Raw genomic sequence first — 17,311 nt, 5'->3', positions numbered from 1 at the left:
CGCGTACGGCCATACCGCTGGGCAGCGTACGGTCACCAGGGGCTCGGGGCCGGGTCAGGACCAGCGTCCCGTCCTGCCGAGGAGCAGGGCCGCCGCCGCGGTGCCCGCGGTCGACGTGCGCAGCACGCTGCGCCCGAGCCGGTAGGGACCGGCGCCCGCCCGCGCGAACGCCGCCAGCTCGTCCGGGGACACGCCGCCCTCGGGGCCGACGACGAGGACGAGGTGCCCCGCGGCGGGCAGCTCGGCGGCGGCCAGCGGTGCGCTGCCCTCCTCGTGCAGGACCGCGGCGAAGTCCGCTTCGGCCAGGAGGGCGGCGACCTGCTTGGTCGTCGCGAGCTCCGCGACCTCGGGGAAGCGCACGCGCCGCGACTGCTTGCCCGCCTCGCGTGCCGTCGCCCGCCACTTGGAGAGCGCCTTCTGGCCGCGCTCCCCCTTCCACCGCGTGATGCAGCGGGCGGCGGCCCACGGCACGACGGCGTCCACACCGGTCTCGGTCATGGTCTCCACGGCCAGCTCACCGCGGTCGCCCTTGGGCAGGGCCTGGACGACGGTGATACGAGGGGCCTCCGCGGGCTCCTCGCGTACGCCGCCGTCGCCGATGGACACGACAAGACGGTCCTTGCCCTCGGTGTCGGCGACGACGCCCCGCGCCCAGCGTCCGGCGCCGTCGGTGAGGACGACGTCCTCGCCCGCCCGCAGCCGCTTCACGGACACGGCGTGCCGTCCCTCGGACCCGTCGAGGACGTACCGGCCTCCCGCGGCCGCGTCCCGGAACTCCTCGACGACGAAGACCGGGGCCGTCACCGCGCACCCCACGCGGCGAACGCCGCCTTCGCCTCGTCCAGCTCGGCCACCAGGACCTCCACCAGCTGCGCCGCGGGCAGCTCCCGCGCGAGGCGGTGCCCCTGGCCCGCCCACAGCGCCATGGCCTGCGGGTCACCGGCCTTGGCCGCGGCCTTGCGCAGCCCGGCCGTCAGGTAGTGGACCTGCGGGTACGCGGCCGGGGCGTACGGGCCGTGCTCGCGCATGAAGCGGTTCACCAGGCCGCGCGCGGGGCGGCCGGAGAAGGCCCGCGTCAGCTCCGTGTGCACGAACAGCGGGTTCGTCATGGCCTGCTTGTGCAGCGGCTGCGCGCCGGACTCGGGGGTGACGAGGAAGGCGGTGCCGAGCTGGGCGAGGTCGGCGCCCGCGGCCAGTACGGCGGCGATCTGGCCGCCGCGCATGAGGCCGCCCGCCGCGATCACGGGCAGCTCGACGGCCTCGCGGACCTGCGCGATCAGGCTGAGCAGGCCGAGCCCCGCGCTGTCCGTCTCCGGGTTGTCGCGGTGCGTGCCCTGGTGGCCGCCGGCCTCGATGCCCTGCACGCAGACGGCATCGGCGCCCGCGAGCTGGGCCGCCTGGGCCTCCTCCGGCGTGGTGACGGTGACGACCGTGCGGGTGCCGACCCGGTCGAAGGCCTGGACGACCTGCCGGGTGGGGCAGCCGAACGTGAAGGACACGAGCGGCACCGGGTCGTCGAGCAGGATCGCCAGCTTGGCGTCGTAGCCGTCGTCCCGCTTGCCGTCGGTGTCGCCGAGCTGCGTCTCGTACCAGGTGGCCTCGCCCGCGAGCTGGTTGCGGTAGACCTCCACCGCGGCGGGGTCGGCGTACTCGGGCTGCGGCATGAACAGGTTCACGCCGAACGGCCGCGCCGTCAGGCCGCGCACCTGTTTGATCTCCTGGTACATGCCGTCGGCGGTTTTGTACCCGGCGGCGAGACACCCGAGCCCCCCGGCCTCGGAGACGGCCGCCACCAGCTGCGGCGTCGAGGCCCCGCCCGCCATCGGGGCCTGCACGATCGGACAGCGACAGAGATCGTTGAACGCGGAGGACATACCGGCATCGTGCCACGTCTGGCGGGGGCGCCTTGTGCGGGGGCTGGCCGGGGGCCCTCTGCGGTTGGGTGCGCCGTGCCGGCGGCGTGCGTACCGCTCCGGCGGCGTGCGTACCGCTCCGGCGGCGTGCGTACCGTCCCGCCGCTTCGCGGCGGGTTCTCCCACCCACCCACCCATGATCCCCGGGGCGGCTTGATCCCGGGGCGGGCGTGATCTCCGGCGCGGGCATGATCCCCGGGGCGGGGGTGATCCCCGGGGCGGGGGTGATCCCGGCGCGGGCGTGATCCCCGGCGCGGGCCCCGACCGCTCTGCCCCCCGGCTGTGGGCAGCTGGTCCGCCAGGGGTGGAACGGTGGGCGCAGCCCACGGTGTACGGGACCGTCAAAGCGGGGGAAAGCGGAACGGCCCGGGGTGAGATCACCCCGGGCCGTCCGCTCAAGGCGTCACCGCCCGTTGAACGCGTCCTTCAGGCGCGAGAACAACCCCTGCTGCCCGGGCTGGAACTGCCCGGTGGGCCGTTCCTCCCCGCGCAGCTGCGCGAGCTCCCGCAGCAACCGCTCCTGCTCGGGATCGAGCTTGCTCGGCGTGAGCACCTCGACGTGCACGATTAGGTCACCGCGCCCGCCACCGCGCAAGTGCGTCACACCCCGCCCGTGCAACGGGATCGACTGCCCCGACTGCGTACCCGGACGGATGTCCACTTCCTCGGTGCCGTCGAGCGTCTCGAGCGGCACCTTCGTACCGAGCGCCGCAGCCGTCATCGGGAGCGTGACGGTGCAGTGCAGATCGTCCCCGCGCCGCTGGAACGTGGGGTGCGGCAGCTCGTGGATCTCCACGTACAGGTCACCGGCGGGACCACCGCCGGGGCCCACCTCGCCCTCACCGGCGAGCTGGATCCGCGTGCCGTTGTCGACACCGGCGGGGATCTTCACGGTGAGCGTGCGCCGCGACCGCACCCGTCCGTCGCCCGCGCACTCGGGGCACGGCGTGGGCACCACGGTCCCGAAGCCCTGGCACTGCGGACACGGGCGGGAGGTCATGACCTGGCCGAGGAAGGACCGCGTGACCTGGGACACCTCGCCGCGACCGCGGCACATGTCACAGGTCTGGGCGGAGGTACCGGGCGCGGCACCCTCACCGGAACAGGTCGTACAGACCACCGCCGTGTCGACCTGGAGGTCCTTGGTGGTGCCGAAGGCCGCCTCGTCGAGGTCGATCTTCAGGCGGATCATGGCGTCCTGCCCGCGCCGCGTCCGCGACCTCGGGCCGCGCTGCGACGCCGTACCGAAGAACGCGTCCATGATGTCGGAGAAGTTGCCGAAGCCACCCGCTCCGAAGCCGCCTGCCCCGCCGGCACCGCCGGACTGGGACAGCGGGTCGCCGCCGAGGTCGTAGACCTGCTTCTTCTGCGGGTCCGACAACACCTCGTACGCGGCGTTGATCTCCTTGAAGCGCTCCTGCGTCTTCGGATCGGGGTTGACGTCCGGATGCAGCTCGCGGGCGAGCCGCCGGAATGCCTTCTTGATGTCGTCCTGGGAAGCGTCGCGGCGCACGCCGAGTACGGCGTAGTAGTCCGTGGCCACTTACGACTCCGCCAGGATCTGTCCGACGTAACGTGCCACTGCGCGTACTGCTCCCATCGTTCCCGGATAGTCCATGCGGGTCGGTCCGACCACGCCCAGCTTGGCCACTGCCTCGCTCCCCGAACCGTAGCCGACGGAGACCACCGACGTGGAGCTGAGCCCCTCGTGGGCGTTCTCATGCCCGATCTTGACCGTCATGCCCGAATCGGTCGCCTCACCAAGCAACTTGAGGAGGACGACCTGCTCCTCAAGGGCCTCGAGCACCGGCCTGATGGTGAGGGGAAAGTCATGTCCGAAGCGGGTGAGATTGGCCGTACCGCCGATCATCAGCCGCTCCTCGGTCTCCTCGACCAGCGTTTCGAGGAGCGTGGACAGGACCGTGGCCACCGTGCCCCGGTCGTCCTTGTCGAAGGACTCGGTGAGGTCCTGCACCAGCTGCGGCACGTCGGAGAAGCGGCGGCCCGCGACCCGGCTGTTGAGCCGTGCCCGCAGATCGGCGAGCGAGGACTCACCGAACGGCGCCGGGCAGTCGATCATGCGCTGCTCGACCCGTCCCGTGTCCGTGATCAGGACCAGCATCAGCCGGGCGGGAGCCAGTGAGAGCAACTCCACATGCCGCACCGTGGAGCGGGTCAGGGACGGATACTGCACCACCGCGACCTGCCGGGTCAGCTGCGCGAGCAGCCGCACCGTGCGTCCCACCACGTCGTCGAGGTCCACCGCGCCGTCCAGGAAGTTCTGGATCGCGCGGCGCTCCGGCGCCGTCATCGGCTTCACACCGGCGAGGCGGTCCACGAACAGGCGGTAGCCCTTGTCGGTCGGGATGCGTCCGGCACTGGTGTGCGGCTGGGCGATGAACCCTTCCTCCTCGAGCGCGGCCATGTCGTTGCGGACCGTGGCCGGGGAGACGCCGAGGCGGTGGCGCTCGGTGAGCGCCTTGGAGCCGACGGGCTCCTCCGTGCCGACGTAGTCGTGGACGATGGCGCGCAGCACTTCGAGCCTGCGTTCACTGAGCATCGCGCACACCTCCACCTGTCGTCCCGCGCCCTGAGCCCCCGCGGCGGCCCCTCACCCTGGCACTCACCCGCGGGGAGTGCCAGCCTTCGACGAATCAGTGTACGGCCGACGGGTACAGACCCGGCAAGGGCCGACGCCCTGTCGTGCCGGAGGGCGGCCGCCGCGGGGCCCCCGCGGCCCGCCGTGGCCCCTGGCGTTAGCGTCGTGCCATGGACACCTGCCCGCCCGCCCCGGCCGTGACCCCTGCCTGGGCGGAATCCGGCTGGGAACGGCTCACCGCGCGCGTGGGGCGGTGCCGCCTTCCCGTGTGGGACTGCACCGCCGGGCTCGTCGCCGGCACCGACGCCGCCCTGATGATCGAGGCGGGGGCGAGCCTGCGCGAGGGCTCCCGGCTGCGCACCGGGGCCCGGCACCTGCTCGGCGGCGACCGCCGCGTCACCCATCTCGCGCTCACCCACCCCCACTTCGACCACGTCCTCGGCGCGGCGGCGTTCGCGGGCGTCGAGGTGTTCGGTGCCGTCGGCGTCGACACCGTCCTCGGCGCCGGACGCGACGCCCTGCGCGCCGACGCCGTCGCCCACGGCCTCGACCCGGCCGCCGCCGCCGAGGCCGCCGACCTGCTCGTCCGCCCCCGGCACCTGGTCGCCGGGGAGCGGACGCTCGACCTCGGCGGCGGCACCCGGGTGCTGCTCGCCGCCGTCGGCCCCGGGCACACCGCGCACGACCTGGCCGTGCTCGTGCCCGGCGGCCCCGGTGAGCCCGGCGTCGTCTTCTGCGGCGACCTGGTCGAGGAGTCCGGCGAGCCGCAGGCCGGGCCCGACGCCGTGCCCGCGCGGTGGCCCGCCGCCCTGGACCGGCTGCTCGACCTGGGCGGCTCCGACGCCGTGTACGTGCCGGGGCACGGGGCCGTCGTCGACGCCGCCTTCGTCCGCGCCCAACGCGACACCCTCGCCCACCGGTTCGGCGTCGCCTGACGGCATGCCATAACGTCTGGTCCATGCGCAGCTACAACCCGGACCTGACCCCGCCGTGGAAGAAGCCGAAGGCCGTCCCGGAGGTGCCCGCCGAGACCGACCTGGTCGTGGAGGAGGTCGGGACCGGCTTCTGCGGTGCGGTGATCCGCTGCGAGAAGACGGCCGAGGGGCCGACGGTCACCCTGGAGGACCGCTTCGGCAAGCACCGGGTGTTCCCGATGGTGCCGCGCGGGTTCCTTCTGGAGGGGCGCGTCGTCACCCTCGTGCGCCCGTCGGCCGTCGCCGCGCCCCGGACGCCCGCCCGCACCGCCTCCGGTTCGCTCGCCGTGCCCGGCGCGCGGGCGCGCGTGGCCCGCGCGGGGCGCATCTACGTGGAGGGCCGCCACGACGCCGAGCTCGTCGAGAAGGTCTGGGGCGACGACCTGCGCATCGAGGGCGTCGTCGTCGAGTACCTGGAGGGCATCGACGACCTGCCCGCCATCGTGGCCGAGTTCGCCCCGGGCCCCGACGCCCGCCTCGGCGTCCTGGTGGACCACCTCGTACCCGGTACGAAGGAGTCCCGCATCGCCGCCTCCGTCAGCAGCGAGCACGCCCTGGTGGTCGGCCACCCCTACATCGACATCTGGGAGGCCGTGAAGCCGTCCTCGGTGGGCATCACCGCCTGGCCCCGCGTCCCCCACGGCCAGGACTGGAAGACCGGCATCTGCCGGGGCCTCGGCTGGCCGTCCCACACGGGCGCGGCCTGGCAGCACATCCTGGGCTCGGTCCACAGCTACAAGGACCTGGAACCCGCGCTCCTCGGAAGAGTGGAAGAGCTGATCGACTTCGTGACGGCTCCCTGAGCCGGTTCTCGCCGTGGGCAACCGGCCCGCTCCCCCGCCCTCTATGGGCAGCCCCCCCCAGGACCAGGGGGAACGTCAGTCCACGAGGTCCCGCACCACGGCGTCGGCGAGCAACCGCCCCCGCAGGGTGAGCACGGCCCGCCCAGCATCGAAGGGCCGGGCTTCGAGCAACCCCGCAGACCGCGCCCGCAGGGCCGCGTCGAGCCCCGCGGGCTTCAGCAGCGCCAGCGGACACCCCTCCCGGAGGCGCAGCTCGAGGAGGACCCGCTCGACCCGCCGGTCCTCGTCGGCGAGCACCTCACGCCCGGCCCCGGGCGAGCGACCCCCGGCGAGGGCCGCCGCGTACGCACCGGGATGCTTCACGTTCCACCACCGCACGCCCCCCACGTGGCTGTGGGCCCCCGGCCCGGCCCCCCACCAGTCGGCGCCCCGCCAGTACAGCTCGTTGTGCAGACACCGCCCCGCCTCGGAGGTGGCCCAGTTCGACACCTCGTACCAGTCGAACCCGGCACCGCCGAGGACCTCGTCGGCGATCAAGTAGCGGTCCGCGTGCACGTCGTCGTCCGTCATGGGCACCTCCCCGCGCCGGATCCGCCGTGCGAGCTGCGTGCCCTCCTCGACGATCAGGGCGTACGCCGACACGTGGTCGGGCCCCGCCCCGATCGCCGCGTCCAGGGAGGCCCGCCAGTCGGCGTCGGTCTCCCCGGGGGTGCCGTAGATCAGGTCGAGGTTGACGTGGTCGAAGCCCGCCGCGCGCGCCTCGGCCACGCAGGCCTCGGGCCGCCCCGGGGTGTGCGTACGGTCGAGGATCCTCAGGACGTGCTGCTTGGCGCTCTGCATGCCGAAGGAGATCCGGTTGAAGCCGCCCTCGCGCAGGGCGCCCAGATAGGCCGGGTCGACCGACTCGGGGTTGGCCTCCGTCGTGATCTCCGCGTCGTCCGCGAGCCCGAACTCGTCGCGTACGGCCTTCAGCATGCGGACGAGGTCGTCGGCGGCGAGCAGCGTGGGCGTGCCGCCGCCCACGAAGACGGTCCGTACCGGCCGCGGGTCGTCACCGAGGACCTTCCGGGCGAGGCGGACCTCGTCGGCGAGGGTGTCCGCGTAGTTGTCGCGGGAGGCGAGGACGCCGCCGGTGCCGCGCAGCTCCGTCGCGGTGTACGTGTTGAAGTCGCAGTAGCCGCAGCGGGTCGCGCAGTACGGCACGTGCAGGTAGAAGCCGAGCGGTCGCTCGCCCGCTCCGGCGAGGGCGGACGCGGGGAGCGTCCCGTCCTCGGGCATGGGCTCACCGTCGGGCAGTGCGGAAGGCATGTCTGCCATTGTCCCGCACCCCGTGCGTGGGGGGCGCCGTCGATCGCCCTGCCCGGCCGTGGGTGCCGTCGATCGCCCTGCGGGCCCGTCCTGGAACGCCGGACGGTCTGATACCGCACGCGCCGGTCGGGTTGGAGCTGTCGCCCCTGCCGTGTCGAGGCCGTGCGCGTCATCTCGCCTTGAGGACCAGCAGGGCCAGGTCGTCGTCGGGCGGGTGCGTCGCGTACTCGTGGACGAGGCGGCGGATGCGCTCGGCGACGAGGCCCGCGTCCAGGCCCGCGCAGCCCGCGAGGGCCTTCGCGAGGCCGTCGCCGTCGTCGAAGAGGTACCGTCCCGAGCGGCGCTCCGTCACACCGTCCGTGACGCACAGCAGCGTGTCGTCGGCCTTCATGTCGAAGGTCTCGCTGATGTACGTCTCGTCGTCGACGACGCCCAGGAGCATCTGCGGGGAGGCGACGGACCTGACCACCCCGTCGGCGCCGAGCAGCAGCGGCAGCGGGTGCCCGGCGCACGCCACGGTGCAGCGCACACCGCCCTCGTAGGGGACCAGCTCTCCGTAGAGGAGCGAGAGGAAGCGTGAGGTCGGGCCCTCCAGCGGGTCCCCCTGGCCGCCGGCGACGGCGAGGACGGCCGCGGCCGCGTCGGCCGCCTCCGTGGCGTCGTCGAGCAGGAGCTGGTTGAGGCGGTCGAGGACCTCCGCGACGTGGTAGCCCTCACGGGCGAGCAGCCGCAGCCAGGGCCTGGCGAGCCCGATGAGGACCGCCGCCTCGGGGCCCTTGCCCTGGACGTCGCCGAGCGCGAAGCACCAGCGGCCCTGCCCGGCGGGGAACACGTCGTAGAAGTCGCCGCCGGGGCCGCCCTGCTCCCGCGGCTCGTACACGATGCCGCTCTCCACGCCGGGGATCTCCGCGAGGGCGCCCGGCAGCAGACCGCGCTGGAGCACCTTGCTGATGGTGGCCTGGCGCTGGTAGCGGCGGGCCGCGCCGATCGCGAGGGCCACCCTGCGGCTGAAGTCCTCGACGAGGCCCGTGGCCTCGTCGGGGAAGCGCACGAGGCCGGCCCGGCCGATCACCAGGGTGCCCAGCTGCCGCCCGCCTGCCACCAGGCGGTACGCGAGCGCCGCGCCCGCCGACTCGCCGGCGCTCAGCGCCTGACCGGGCCACGGTACGGACACCGCGCCCGAGCCCGCGGCCTCGGTGAGCCGCGGCGGATCCTTCTCCAGGAGCCGGCGCAGTTCCTCCATGCGCTGTTCACTCGTGTGCCAGACGCGCGCGAGGCGTGTGCCGGGCGCGCGGCCATCGAGCGCGCGCCCCGCTCCCTCCGCCTCGTCGTCGAGCCACACCGCGCACCAGTCCGCGAGCCGCGGCACGAGGAGCTGGCCCGTCAGGGCGGCGACCAGGTTCTCGTCGAACTGCCCCGCCAGCAGGTCGGAGGCCTCGGCGAGGAAGGTGAGCGCGCCCCGGTTGATCCAGTCCGTGTCGTGCGGGGCTCTCCTGGGCAACGGCGCCAGTATCTCGGCGGCGCGCAGTTCCCGCCGGGTCGACTCCTCGTCGCCCGCGTCCGGGTCCTGCGCGGCGTCGGCGTCCACGTCGACGGGCAGGCGCGCCCAGACCGTCTTGGTGCCGGAGCGGTAGGTGATGCCCCAGGCCTCGGACAGCAGGGCGACGAGTTGCAGGCCGCGGCCGTACTCCGGGGTGCCTGGCTGGGAAGGGCGCGGTTCGTTGCGGACCGCGCGCGCCGGGTGGTGGTCGGACACCTCGATGACCACCGCGTCGGTGCTCTCGCCCGGCACCCCCGGGTCGAACCGGCACAGGATCTCCACCGCGGTGCCCGCGTGCACCACCGCGTTCGTCGCCAGCTCGCTGACCAGGAGCACCGCGTCGTCGGCGAGGCGGTCCGTGCGGCCGGTGGCCGCGGGCGTGCCCGGCTCGGCCCGGTCGGCGAGGGCTGCGCGCACGAACTTGCGGGCCGCCGCGGGTGCCAGCGGGTTCCCGGGCAGCGACGTGCGCACCACCGACGGCGGCGCGGAGCGGGCCGCGGCCTCGCCGGCAGCGCGGAACGCGGTCTCCGGTTGCATCGGTACGGCCCCCACAGAGTGGCTCCTGAGCAGTTCGGACGAATACGCCTCAGGCGACACGGACAGAGTGACAGACTGGTTGAGCCCGTAAGCACCGAGTCACCGAAGTGGGCCACCATGAGTGAGAACAGTGCTACGCCCCCGCTCGGACGCGGTCAGATTCCGTCAACCGACGCCGCGGCGGGTTCCGCGCCGGTTCCGGCTCGGGGCCCCGCGCCCGGACCGGCCCACCCGCCCCCACCGGCCACCACGGATCCCGCCGCGCGGAACGAGGCCCCGGCGGCGGCTCCGGCGTCCGACGGGTTCCGGCCAGTCGCCACCGGGCAGGTCCACTCGGCCGTGTCGCCCCTGCCGTCCGGGGTTCCTGACAGTCCGTTACCGACAGGCCCGGGGGCATCGGCAGATCCAGCGGCCCCGCCGAGCCCGGCGGTCCCTGCCCCGCGGTCGGCTCCCCGGCGGGCCGCCAAGCCCACGCGAGCGGCCAAGCCCACGCGGGCGGCCGGGTCCACGCGGGCCCCCGAGCCCGGCGTGGCAGCCGGGAGACCGGGCGCGGGGGCGCCCTCTGCGGGGCGCCGCCGGGCGGGTGCGTCCACCGAAACCGGCTCAGGCACGGGCACCGGCACCGGTACCGGATCCGACGCCGATTCCGAGCTGCGTGCCCTGCTCGCCGCCATGCGGGCCGCCCGCGACGGCAACTTCACCAAGGCTCCGCACACCGGCTCCGGCGTGGTCGCGGAGCTGGTCACGGTGTTCAACGAACTGGTGGACCGATCCACCCACTTCGACCACGAGCTGATCCGCGTACGCCGGGAGATGGTCCGCCACGGACGGCTCGACGAGCGGTTCACGGCGAGCCCGGGCCAGGGCAGCTGGGCCACCCGCATCATCGAGGTGAACTCGCTCCTCGACTCCCTGGTCGCGCCCGCCACGAACGCCACCCGGGTGCTCAACGCCGTCGCGGGCGGCGACCTCACCCAGCGCGTCGACCTGCACGACGGCTCCCGCGAGCTGCGCGGCGACCTGCGCCGCCTCGGCCGCGCCGTCAACACGATGGTCGACCAGCTCTCCCTGTTCACGGGCGAGGTCACACGCGTCGCCCGCGAGGTCGGCACCGAGGGGCGGCTCGGCGGGCGCGCCAAGGTCCGCGGCCTGTCCGGGAGCTGGCGGGACGTGACGGAGGCCGTGAACACCATGGCCTCCCGGCTGACCGCGCAGGTGCGTGACATCGCCCTGGTGACCACGGCCGTGGCGCAGGGGGACCTGACCCGCACAGTCACGGTCGAGGCCACCGGTGAGCTGCTCGAACTGAAGCTCACCGTGAACACCATGGTCGAACAGCTGTCGGCGTTCGCGGCGGAAGTGACCAGGGTGGCGCGGGAGGTCGGCACCGAGGGGCGGCTCGGCGGCCGGGCGCAGGCCCGGGGTGTCTCGGGCGTGTGGAAGGACCTCACCGACAACGTCAACTTCATGGCGTCGAACCTCACCTCCCAGGTGCGCAACATCGCCCAGGTCACCACCGCCGTCGCCAACGGCGACCTGAGCCAGAAGATCACGGTCGACGCCCGCGGCGAGATCCTGGAGCTCAAGGACACCGTCAACACGATGGTCGACCAGCTCTCCGCGTTCGCCGACGAGGTGACCCGCGTCGCCCGCGAGGTCGGCACCGAGGGCAACCTCGGCGGCCGTGCCCACGTACGCGGTGTCTCCGGGGTGTGGAAGGACCTCACCGACAACGTCAACTTCATGGCGGACAACCTCACGTCCCAGGTCCGCAACATCGCCCTGGTGTCGACGGCGGTCGCCCAGGGCGATCTGTCGAAGAAGATCACCGTCGAGGCCAAGGGCGAGATCCTGGAGCTGAAATCGACGATCAACACGATGGTCGACCAGCTCTCCGCGTTCGCCGACGAGGTCACCCGCGTGGCCCGCGAGGTCGGCACCGAGGGCAACCTCGGTGGTCAGGCGCAGGTGCGCGGCGTCAGCGGCGTCTGGGAGGAGCTGACGGACAACGTCAACTTCATGGCGTCGAACCTCACCTCCCAGGTGCGCAACATCGCCCAGGTCACCACCGCCGTCGCCAACGGCGACCTCTCCAAGATGATCACGGTGACGGCGCGCGGCGAGATCCTGGAGCTGAAGGACACCGTCAACACGATGGTGGAGCAGCTGCGCGCCTTCGCCGACGAGGTGACCCGCGTGGCCCGCGAGGTGGGCACGGACGGCAGGCTGGGCGGCCGCGCCCAGGTCCTCGGCGTGTCGGGCGTGTGGAAGGACCTCACCGACAACGTCAACTACATGGCGGACAACCTCACCGGGCAGGTCCGCAACATCGCGCAGGTCGCGACGGCGGTGGCGCAGGGCGACCTGTCGAAGAAGATCGACGTGGACGCCCGCGGCGAGATCCTGGAGCTGAAGACCACCATCAACACGATGGTGGACACGCTGTCGTCGTTCTCCTCCGAGGTCACCCGGGTGGCCCGCGAAGTCGGCTCCGAGGGGCAGCTCGGCGGTCAGGCCAGGGTCGAGGGCGTGTACGGCACCTGGAAGCGCCTGACCACGAACGTCAACGAACTGGCGCTGAACCTCACCACCCAGGTCCGCGCGATCGCCGAGGTCGCCTCCGCGGTGGCGCAGGGCGACATGTCCCGCTCCATCACCGTGGAGACGCGCGGCGAGGTCGCCGAGCTCAAGGACAACATCAACCTGATGGTGTCCAACCTCCGCGAGACCACGCGCGCCAAGGACTGGCTGGAGTCGAACCTGGCCAGGCTCGCGGGCCTGATGCAGGGCCACCGGGACCTGATGGAGGTCGCGGACCTGATCCTGCGCGAGCTGACCCCGCTGGTGAACGCCGGGTACGGCGCGTTCTTCCTGGCCGACCCGGATGCCGACGGCACGGTGCCGCTCCAGACCTCGCCCGCCAAGGGCCTCGCCTTCATCGCCGGGTACGGCTCCGCCCAGGACCGCGGCACCGAGGAGGGCTTCCTCGTCGATACCGGGGGCATGCCCGCGCACGGCCTGGTGCGGCAGGCGGCCCTGGAGAAGAAGCGCATCCTCCTCGACGAGGTGCCGCCGGACTACATCAAGATCCACTCAGGTCTCGGGGACGCCTCACCGGCCAGCGTCGTCATCATCCCCATCCTGTTCGAGGACAAGCTGCTCGGCGTCATCGAGCTGGCCACGTTCTCCCGCTTCTCCGACGTCCACCTGGCGTTCTTCGACCAGTTCGTGAACACCATCGGCGTCGCCATCAACACCATCATCGCCAACTCCCGTACGGAGTCGCTGCTCAGCGAGTCCCAGCGGCTCGCCACCCAGTTGCAGGAACGCTCCGACGAGCTCCAGCGCCAGCAGGCGGAACTGCGCCGCTCGAACGCCGAACTGGAGGAGAAGGCGGCCCTGCTCGCCACGTCCTCGCAGTACAAGTCGGAGTTCCTCGCGAACATGTCGCACGAGCTGCGCACGCCGCTGAACTCCCTGCTCATCCTGGCCCGGCTGCTCTCCGACAACCCCGACGGCCACCTCTCCGACCAGGAGGTGCAGTTCGCCACCACCATCCACCGCTCGGGCTCGGACCTGCTCCAGCTGATCAACGACATCCTCGACCTGTCGAAGATCGAGGCGGGCCGCATGGACGTACGCCCCAAGAAGCTGCCGCTGATCAAGGTCCTTGACTATGTGCACGCCACGTTCCGGCCGCTCACGCTCGACCGCGGGCTCGCCTTCGACGTGCACGTCGGCACCGACGTACCGCGGGAGATGTTCACCGACGAGCAGCGCCTCCAGCAGATCCTGCGGAACCTCCTGTCGAACGCGGTGAAGTTCACCGCCAACGGCCGCGTCGAGCTGCGCGTCCAGCACGCCGACCAGTCGTCCGACCCGCTCATGAGCGACCGCGGCGACGTGCTGAGCTTCACCGTCAGGGACACCGGCATCGGCATCCCGCCCGAGCAGCTGCCGGTCATCTTCGAGGCGTTCCAGCAGGTCGACGGCACCACCAACCGCAAGTACGGCGGCACGGGCCTCGGCCTGTCCATCAGCCGCGAGATCGCCGGGCTGCTCGGCGGCCGCATCACCGCGCACAGCAGGCCCGGCGAGGGCTCCACCTTCACGCTGTACGTCCCCGTGGTGCACCCGGGCCACGGCGCGGCGGCCGTGGCGTACGCCTCCTCGCGCACGCTCCCCGCGCCCACGCCCCACCCGCACAGCGTGGCGGACGCCCCGCCCGCGGACACCGTGCCCGAGCCGGAGGACAACTGGCCCGCGCCGACCAAGCTGGAGGCGTGGAAGGAGGGCCGGGCGGGGCAGACCCTGCCGGGCCGCAGGGTGCTGATCGTCGACGACGACATCCGCAACGTCTTCGCCCTGACCCATGTCCTCAGCCGGGTCGGCCTGGTGGTGCTCTACGCCGAGAACGGCCGCGAGGGCATCGAGACCCTGGAGCGCAACCCCGACACCGATCTGATCCTGATGGACATCATGATGCCGGAGATGGACGGCTACGAGACCATCGCCGCCATCCGCCGCACCCCACGCTGGACCGGCCTGCCCATCGTCGCGCTGACCGCCAAGGCCATGCCCGGCGACCGCGAGAAGGCGATCTCGCAGGGCGCCACCGACTACGTACCGAAACCGGTGGACGTGGACCAGCTGCTCACCGTCGTCTGCTCACTCCTCGACCCCGAGGGTGCGGCCGTTTACAAACAGCCCGCTGCCCAGGACGAGCCCGCGGAGCCCGACGCGCCCGCGGAGCCCGCTCCCGCGCTCCCGCCCGCGGTCCTCGACTCCTTCGAGCGCCCGCAGACCCCAGCCGACCCGGAACGGCACGGCGCCCCGGAACAGTACGGCACCCCGGCGGAGCCGGCCGCTCCGCCCACGACCGAGTGAGGCACTTGCCACCATGAGCACAGAGGCGGCGACCGAAAGCCGCGCGAGCATCCTCCTTGTCGACGACATGGAGGACAACCTGATGGCCCTGGAAGCGGTCCTCGGCTCCCTCAACGAACCGCTCGTCCGGGCCAGGTCCGGGGAGGAGGCGATGAAGGCCCTGCTGCGGCAGCGCTTCGCCGTGATCCTCCTCGATGTCCGGATGCCGGGCATGGACGGCTTCGAGACCGCGACCAACATCAAACGGCTCGACCAGACGAAGGACGTGCCCATCATCTTCCTGACGGGCACCGACAACGACTCGGGCTATGCGTTCAGGGGCTATGCGACGGGCGCCGCGGACTATCTCACCAAGCCCTTCGACCCCTGGGTGCTGCGCGCCAAGGTCACCGTCTTCCTCGAACTGCACCGCAAGAACCAGCAGCTCGAACGGATGCTGGCGCGCGAGCAGGCGCAGTTCGACGAGCTGTCCGCGCGGCTCGCCGCGGTCGAACGGCAGCTGGCGGCGAGCAGCCTGAACGACGTACTCGCACTGCGCCACCACGTCACGCACATGGAGGAGCTGCTGCGGGAGATGCGGCGCGGGCGGGCGGGGTGAGCGGCCCGCCCGCGTCCGCGGGCCGGGTCAGGCCTCGCGCGAGCCCGCGTACATCTCCTCGATGAGTTCCTTGTACTCGCGCTCCACGACCGGCCGCTTCAGCTTCAGGCTGGGGGTCAGCTCGCCGTGCTCGACGTCGAGGTCCCGCGGCAGGAGCTGGAACTTCTTGATGGTCTGCCAGCGCTGGAGACCGTCGTTGAGCTGCTTCACATACCCCTCGACCAGCGTGATCGTCGCCGGGTCCGCGACCACCTCGGCGTACGGCTTGCCGCCGAGGCCGTTCTCCTCGGCCCAGGCCATGATGGCCGGTTCGTCGAGGGCGATGAGGGCGGTGCAGAAGTTCCGGTCGGCGCCGTGCACGAGGATGTTGGAGACGTACGGACACACGGCCTTGAACTGGCCCTCGACCTCCGCCGGCGCGATGTACTTGCCGCCGGACGTCTTGATCAGGTCCTTCTTGCGGTCGGTGATCCGCAGATAGCCGTCGACGGACAGCTCACCGATGTCCCCGGTGTGGAACCAGCCGTCGGACTCCAGGACCTCGGCGGTCCTCTCCGGCTGGCCGTGGTAGCCCTCCATGATGCCGGGGCCGCGCAGCAGGATCTCGCCGTCGTCCGCGATCCGCACCTCCAGGCCGGGCAGCGGCTTGCCGACGGTCCCGGTGCGGTAGGCCTCGCCGGGGTTCAGGAAGGACGCGGCGGAGGTCTCGGTGAGGCCGTAGCCCTCCAGGATGTGGATGCCCGCGCCCGCGAAGAAGTACCCGATCTCGGGCGCGAGAGCCGCGGAGCCCGACACTGCCGCCCGCAGCCGGCCGCCGAAGGCCTCGCGCAGCTTGGCGTAGACGAGCTTGTCGGCGACCTTGTGCTTGGCGGCGAGCCCGAACGGCACCGAGGCGACGCCGGTGCGCCGGAAGTTGTCCTGGCTGGTCCTGGCGTACTGCCGTGCGACCTCCGCCGCCCACTGGAAGATCTTGTACTTGGCGCCGCCACCGGCCCGTGCCTTGGCCGCGGCTCCGTTGTAGACCTTCTCGAAGATGCGCGGCACCGCGGCCATGTACGTCGGCTGCACCACCGGCAGATTCTCGATGATCTTGTCGACGCGGCCGTCGACGGCGGTGACGTGCCCGAGCTCGATCTGGCCGCTGGTCAGCACCTTGCCGAAGACATGCGCGAGCGGCAGCCACAGGTACTGCACGTCATCGGGGAAGAGCAGCTCGATGGCCGCGATGGCCTTGGCCATGTACGACCAGTTGTCGTGCGGGAGCCGCACACCCTTGGGGCGGCCCGTGGTCCCCGACGTATAGATGATGGTCGCGAGATGATCGGAACGGATCGCCTCGATGCGCTCCTTGACCGCGACCGGGTTCTTCTCCAGATGCGCGGTGCCGCGGGCCTCCAGGTCGGCGAGCGTGAGGACCCACCCCTCGGGGTCCTCCGCGGCGGGCTCGACGCCCTCGGGGTCGAAGACCACCACGTGCTTCAGCTCGGGCAGGTTCCCCCGCTGCTCGCGCGCCTTCGCCAGCTGCTCGGCGTTGTCGGCGATCAGGACCCGGCTGCCGGAGTCGCCGAGGATGAACGCGGACTCCTCGGCGTTGGTCTGCGGATACACGGTCGTGGTGGCCGCGCCGGCACAGAGGATGCCCAGGTCGGCGAGGATCCACTCGACGCGCGTCGCGGAGGCGAGCGCCACCCGGTCCTCGGGGCGCAGGCCCAGGTCGACGAGGCCGGCCGCGATGGCGAAGACCCGGTCCGCAGTCTGCGCCCAGCTGAGCGACTTCCAGTCGTCGGGCCCCTCGCCCGATGCCGCAGGGACGGGATAGCGGTAGGCCTCGGCGTCGGGTGTGGCCGCCACCCGCTCCAGGAAGACGTGCGCCACGGAGGGCGGTCGGTCATCGATCAAGGTCTGTGTGTCGCTCACGACATCCTCCGGGCCCGCGACGGTGCGTGCGTCTGTTCTCTCTGGCTGGCTGGCTGCCCAATCACTGACTGCGGCTACCACGCTCGCGCGCCTCTTCCGGCGCTTGTTTAACTTGCGAGTAACCTCCGAGCAGTGATCAGAGTAAAGGCCGGGCGGCCGGTGCGTAAGGGGCTGCCGCCTGTCACTTCGTACGGGTTCTTTCTCACAGGGGGCGGGGTGGGGTCGCGCCGGGGGC

Annotated in this window: 10 protein-coding genes and 1 pseudogene; 4 read left to right on the top strand and 7 right to left on the bottom strand. The window is 72.4% G+C overall.

Features of this window, described 5'->3' with window-relative positions:
- Positions 1 to 54: 54 nt before the first annotated feature.
- The 4 genes from ACH4DX_RS02220 to hrcA all read right to left on the bottom strand — a co-directional run bounded on the left by ACH4DX_RS02220 (position 55) and on the right by hrcA (position 4,473).
- A complete protein-coding gene (locus tag ACH4DX_RS02220) occupies positions 55 to 804 on the bottom strand; it encodes a 16S rRNA (uracil(1498)-N(3))-methyltransferase (protein WP_398153673.1) in 750 nt (249 codons plus the stop codon).
- Positions 801 to 1,874, bottom strand: a complete 1,074-nt coding sequence (locus ACH4DX_RS02215; protein WP_398153672.1) for a nitronate monooxygenase — start codon at positions 1,872 to 1,874, stop codon at positions 801 to 803. Before ACH4DX_RS02215 ends, ACH4DX_RS02220 begins: the two co-directional genes overlap by 4 nt.
- Positions 1,875 to 2,316: 442 nt before the next feature.
- On the bottom strand, positions 2,317 to 3,456 hold the full coding sequence (gene dnaJ, locus ACH4DX_RS02210; RefSeq protein WP_398153671.1) for a molecular chaperone DnaJ: 1,140 nt from the start codon (positions 3,454 to 3,456) through the stop codon (positions 2,317 to 2,319).
- Complete coding sequence (gene hrcA, locus ACH4DX_RS02205) at positions 3,457 to 4,473, bottom strand: heat-inducible transcriptional repressor HrcA (RefSeq protein WP_398117004.1); 1,017 nt, start codon at positions 4,471 to 4,473, stop codon at positions 3,457 to 3,459.
- A gap of 236 nt (positions 4,474 to 4,709) precedes the next feature.
- On the opposite strand from hrcA, the gene ACH4DX_RS02200 reads away from it, so the two are divergent.
- On the top strand, positions 4,710 to 5,447 hold the full coding sequence (locus tag ACH4DX_RS02200) for an MBL fold metallo-hydrolase (RefSeq protein ID WP_398154159.1): 738 nt from the start codon (positions 4,710 to 4,712) through the stop codon (positions 5,445 to 5,447).
- 23 nt (positions 5,448 to 5,470) lie between these two features.
- The gene (locus tag ACH4DX_RS02195) at positions 5,471 to 6,289 is read left to right on the top strand and encodes a DUF3097 domain-containing protein (protein WP_398153670.1); all 819 of its coding nucleotides are present in this window, start codon (positions 5,471 to 5,473) and stop codon (positions 6,287 to 6,289) included.
- A gap of 75 nt (positions 6,290 to 6,364) precedes the next feature.
- On the opposite strand, the gene hemW is transcribed toward ACH4DX_RS02195, so the two are convergent.
- Together hemW and ACH4DX_RS02185 are read right to left on the bottom strand one after the other, a co-directional pair.
- On the bottom strand, positions 6,365 to 7,597 hold the full coding sequence (gene hemW / locus ACH4DX_RS02190; RefSeq protein WP_398117000.1) for a radical SAM family heme chaperone HemW: 1,233 nt from the start codon (positions 7,595 to 7,597) through the stop codon (positions 6,365 to 6,367).
- A gap of 169 nt (positions 7,598 to 7,766) precedes the next feature.
- Positions 7,767 to 9,689 carry a SpoIIE family protein phosphatase gene (locus tag ACH4DX_RS02185; protein WP_398153669.1) on the bottom strand — a complete coding sequence of 641 codons (1,923 nt, stop codon included), beginning with the start codon at positions 9,687 to 9,689 and terminating at the stop codon, positions 7,767 to 7,769.
- 657 nt (positions 9,690 to 10,346) lie between these two features.
- Between ACH4DX_RS02185 and ACH4DX_RS02180 the strand changes: the two are divergent.
- Positions 10,347 to 14,339, top strand: a pseudogene (locus ACH4DX_RS02180) (HAMP domain-containing protein); the annotation flags it as partial.
- A gap of 235 nt (positions 14,340 to 14,574) precedes the next feature.
- A complete protein-coding gene (locus ACH4DX_RS02175) occupies positions 14,575 to 15,159 on the top strand; it encodes a response regulator (protein ID WP_398116996.1) in 585 nt (194 codons plus the stop codon).
- A 27-nt stretch (positions 15,160 to 15,186) separates the two neighbouring features.
- Here ACH4DX_RS02175 and ACH4DX_RS02170 read toward each other — a convergent pair whose 3' ends face one another.
- Positions 15,187 to 17,076 carry an AMP-dependent synthetase/ligase gene (locus ACH4DX_RS02170; protein ID WP_398153668.1) on the bottom strand — a complete coding sequence of 630 codons (1,890 nt, stop codon included), beginning with the start codon at positions 17,074 to 17,076 and terminating at the stop codon, positions 15,187 to 15,189.
- Positions 17,077 to 17,311: the final 235 nt, after the last annotated feature.

The organism is Streptomyces sp. NPDC017940, from assembly GCF_044328435.1.
Taxonomy (GTDB): domain Bacteria; phylum Actinomycetota; class Actinomycetes; order Streptomycetales; family Streptomycetaceae; genus Streptomyces.
Note: the sequence above shows the minus strand (reverse complement) of the source record. Positions and strands in the feature narration are given on the sequence as shown.